The following is a 2,804-nucleotide window of genomic DNA, read 5'->3' on the forward strand; positions in this document are numbered from 1 at the left end:
TCGTTTTTAGCGGTCTGAGGCTGTTGTAGGTTATGTGGTGTGATGTGGTTTTTGTTGTTGATGATGAGAGTGCCGTGGAGATATGCACTAGCCTCTTCGTGGGCAGGGTCAGAGGTGTATAAGAGACGGGCCGTGACCTGGGGCGATCTGGCCCGCATCGCGGTGTGCGGGCAGGTGTACGAGTAACCGGGGTTCCGTCGGTCCCGCGTGGTAGGACTGGGGACATGACGGACAGGCCGGTCGAGATCACCGACCGGGGCGGCTGGTGGCTGGCGCTGGGGCGCCCGCATCCGGCGCTGCGCCCGTTCCTGCGCTCCTACAACGGCTACTGGGAGACCCTCGCCGTCCCCACCCGGACGCGGACGCTGCCGACCCGCACCACCGTCGTGATCATCAACCTGGGGCCGCCGCTCTACCTGGAGGTCCCCGATCCCGGCGTCCGCGCACGCGAGTACGGCTCGTTCGTCGCCGGGATGCACGACGGGCACGGCATGTACGTGAGCCCCGGCGGGCAGCGCGGCATCCAGCTCGACGTGACGCCGCTCGGCGCGTACACGCTGCTCGGCGTCCCGATGGCGCGGCTCACCAACGCGGCCGTCGACCTGCCCGACCTGCTCGGCCGGGAGGCGCGCACGCTGGTCGAGCGGCTCGCCGGCGCCCCGTCCTGGGCCGCGCGCTTCGACCTGCTGGACGGCTTCCTGCTGCGCCGCCTCGACGCGGGTCCCGTCCCCGACCGGGAGGTGGCGCGGGCGTGGGGGCTGCTGGACGGCGGCCCCGGCGTCACGGTCGCCGACATCGCCGCCGACGTCGGCTGGAGCCGCAAGCACCTGACCCACCGGTTCCGCGAGCAGGTGGGGCTGCCGCCGAAGGTGATGGCGCGGGTGCTGCGCTTCGAGCGCGCGGTCGCGCTGCTGTCCGGCGGCACCGGGCTCGCCGAGGCCGCGTTCGCCTGCGGCTACTACGACCAGGCCCACCTCAACCGCGAGTTCCGCGCCCTGTCGGGCTGCACGCCGACCGAGCTGATCGGCGGGCAGCTCGAACAGCAGCGCGTCAGCACCCTCCCCGAGCCCGCCTGACGCCGGCGGCGGATCAGCCCTGGTGGACGCCGCCGCCGAGGTTCATCACGATGACCCCGATGACGATGATCACCGCGCCGGCGATGGTGAGGGGCTTGAGCTGCTCGCCGAACAGCAGGACGCCGCCGGCGAACGCGCCGATCGTCCCGAGCGCGGACCAGATCGCGTAGACGGGGCCGACGTTCAGCGACGTCAGCGCCTTCGCCATGAAGACGAACGAGATCAGGTACCCGGCCACCACGATCAGCGACGGCCACAGCTTGGTGAACCCCTCGGAGGCGCGCATCGCCAGCGTCGCCGTCACCTCGAACACGATCGCGGCGCCGAGCAGCACGAACGGCATCAGCGCGCCTCGCCGTACTCGGCGGCGATCGCCTCGAACACCTTCATGTCGGCCTCCCACGGCGTGCCGGGACGCGGCCAGTGCAGCGCGATCTCGGTGATGCCCAGCTCGGCGTAGCGTCCCGCCAGGTCGGTGAACGCGTCGAGCGACTCCAGCCACGGGTCGTCGGTGAAGCCCGTCATCAGGATGAGGTCGTCGAGTTCGCGGCCCTCCGCGTCGCAGGCGGCCCGGAGCTTGGCGAGCTGGGCGCGCACGACGTCGTGCGGCCTCGCGCCCTCGCCGCCGGTCACCCACCCGGTGCCGTACCGGGCGGCGAGCCGCATGCCGCGCGGCCCGTTGCCCGCGATGACGAACGGCACGCGGGGACGCTGGACGCAGCCGGGCTCCGTGACGACCTCCCGCGCGGTGTAGTACGTCCCCTCGAAGGACGTCTCCGGCCCGGTCAGCAGCCGGTCGAGCAGCTCCACCCACTCGGCGAACCGGGACGCGCGCTCGCCGGGCGTCCACTCGTCCCCGCCGAGGACGCCCGCGTCGCTGGTGCGGTGCGTGCCGCCCGCCCCGATCGCGAGGGTCAGGCGCCCGCCGCTGACGTGGTCGATCGTCTTGACGGCGTGCGCGGTCGGGACGGGATGCCGGAAGTTCGGCGAGGTCACCAGCGTGCCGATCCGCACCCGCGAGGTGACCGCCGCGGCGGCCGCCAGCGTCGTGTACGCGTCGTACCAGGGCGTCGCCCCCCGCCAGGCGAGGTGGTCGTAGACCCACGCGTGCCGGAACCCGAGGTCCTCGGCGCGCCGCCACAGCTCCCCCGCCTCGGGCCAGGACTGCATCGGCCACATCACGGTGCCGATCCTTGGTGCCGTCACTGCTCCTCCGTAGTCATCGCTCCATCATGGCGTGGTCTCCGCGAGCCACCGGTGCAGGGCCCACCACCAGTTCGCGGCGCGCGACACCGCCGCGCCGCCCGCCGGGTCCGACAGCGGGCGGCCGGTCAGCTCCTGCAGCCGCCGGATCCGGTACTTGACCGTGTTGCCGTGGACGTGCAGCGCCGCCGCCGTCGGCTCGATCCGGCCGCCGTGGTCGAGGTAGGCCAGCGCCGTCTCGGCCAGCTCCAGGTGGAACGGGTCGTCGCGGTCCAGCCCGGACAGCAGCGCGGCGGCGAGCAGGTCGCCCAGCTCCGGTTCGGCCCCGGTGACGGTGAGCAGCGCCAGGTCGGCCAGCCCCCGCATGCCGGTGAGCCCGGCGCCGGCGCCCGCCCGCCGCGCCCGCCGCCCCAGCGCGTCCCTGCCTCTTATCCACATCTGCCGCCGCCCCCCCACCCGACACTGCGCAATTCCCTGACCGCGCCTCTTCAGCACAAAAAAAATACTCCAAACACACCAAGCAAG

Annotated in this window: 4 protein-coding genes; 1 reads left to right on the top strand and 3 read right to left on the bottom strand. The window is 72.6% G+C overall.

The window, feature by feature from the left end; all coding sequences use genetic code 11:
• Positions 1-224 precede the first annotated feature (224 nt).
• Positions 225-1,076 carry an AraC family transcriptional regulator gene (locus HUX53_RS13275; protein WP_176403485.1) on the top strand — a complete coding sequence of 284 codons (852 nt, stop codon included), beginning with the start codon at positions 225-227 and terminating at the stop codon, positions 1,074-1,076.
• A 13-nt stretch (positions 1,077-1,089) separates the two neighbouring features.
• Here the strand turns inward: HUX53_RS13275 and HUX53_RS13280 are convergent, their stop codons facing one another.
• The 3 genes from HUX53_RS13280 to HUX53_RS13290 are packed head-to-tail and all read right to left on the bottom strand — an operon-like array spanning position 1,090 to position 2,717.
• Positions 1,090-1,419, bottom strand: a complete 330-nt coding sequence (locus HUX53_RS13280) for a multidrug efflux SMR transporter (protein ID WP_176403486.1) — start codon at positions 1,417-1,419, stop codon at positions 1,090-1,092.
• Positions 1,419-2,282, bottom strand: coding sequence for an LLM class flavin-dependent oxidoreductase (locus HUX53_RS13285; protein ID WP_309237195.1), 864 nt, complete (start codon positions 2,280-2,282; stop codon positions 1,419-1,421). The genes HUX53_RS13280 and HUX53_RS13285 overlap by 1 nt, the downstream gene beginning before the upstream one ends.
• A 24-nt stretch (positions 2,283-2,306) precedes the next feature.
• Positions 2,307-2,717, bottom strand: a complete 411-nt coding sequence (locus HUX53_RS13290; RefSeq protein ID WP_255205220.1) for a helix-turn-helix domain-containing protein — start codon at positions 2,715-2,717, stop codon at positions 2,307-2,309.
• Positions 2,718-2,804: the final 87 nt, after the last annotated feature.

Source organism: Actinomadura sp. BRA 177, from assembly GCF_013372625.1.
Taxonomy (GTDB): Bacteria; Actinomycetota; Actinomycetes; order Streptosporangiales; family Streptosporangiaceae; genus Spirillospora.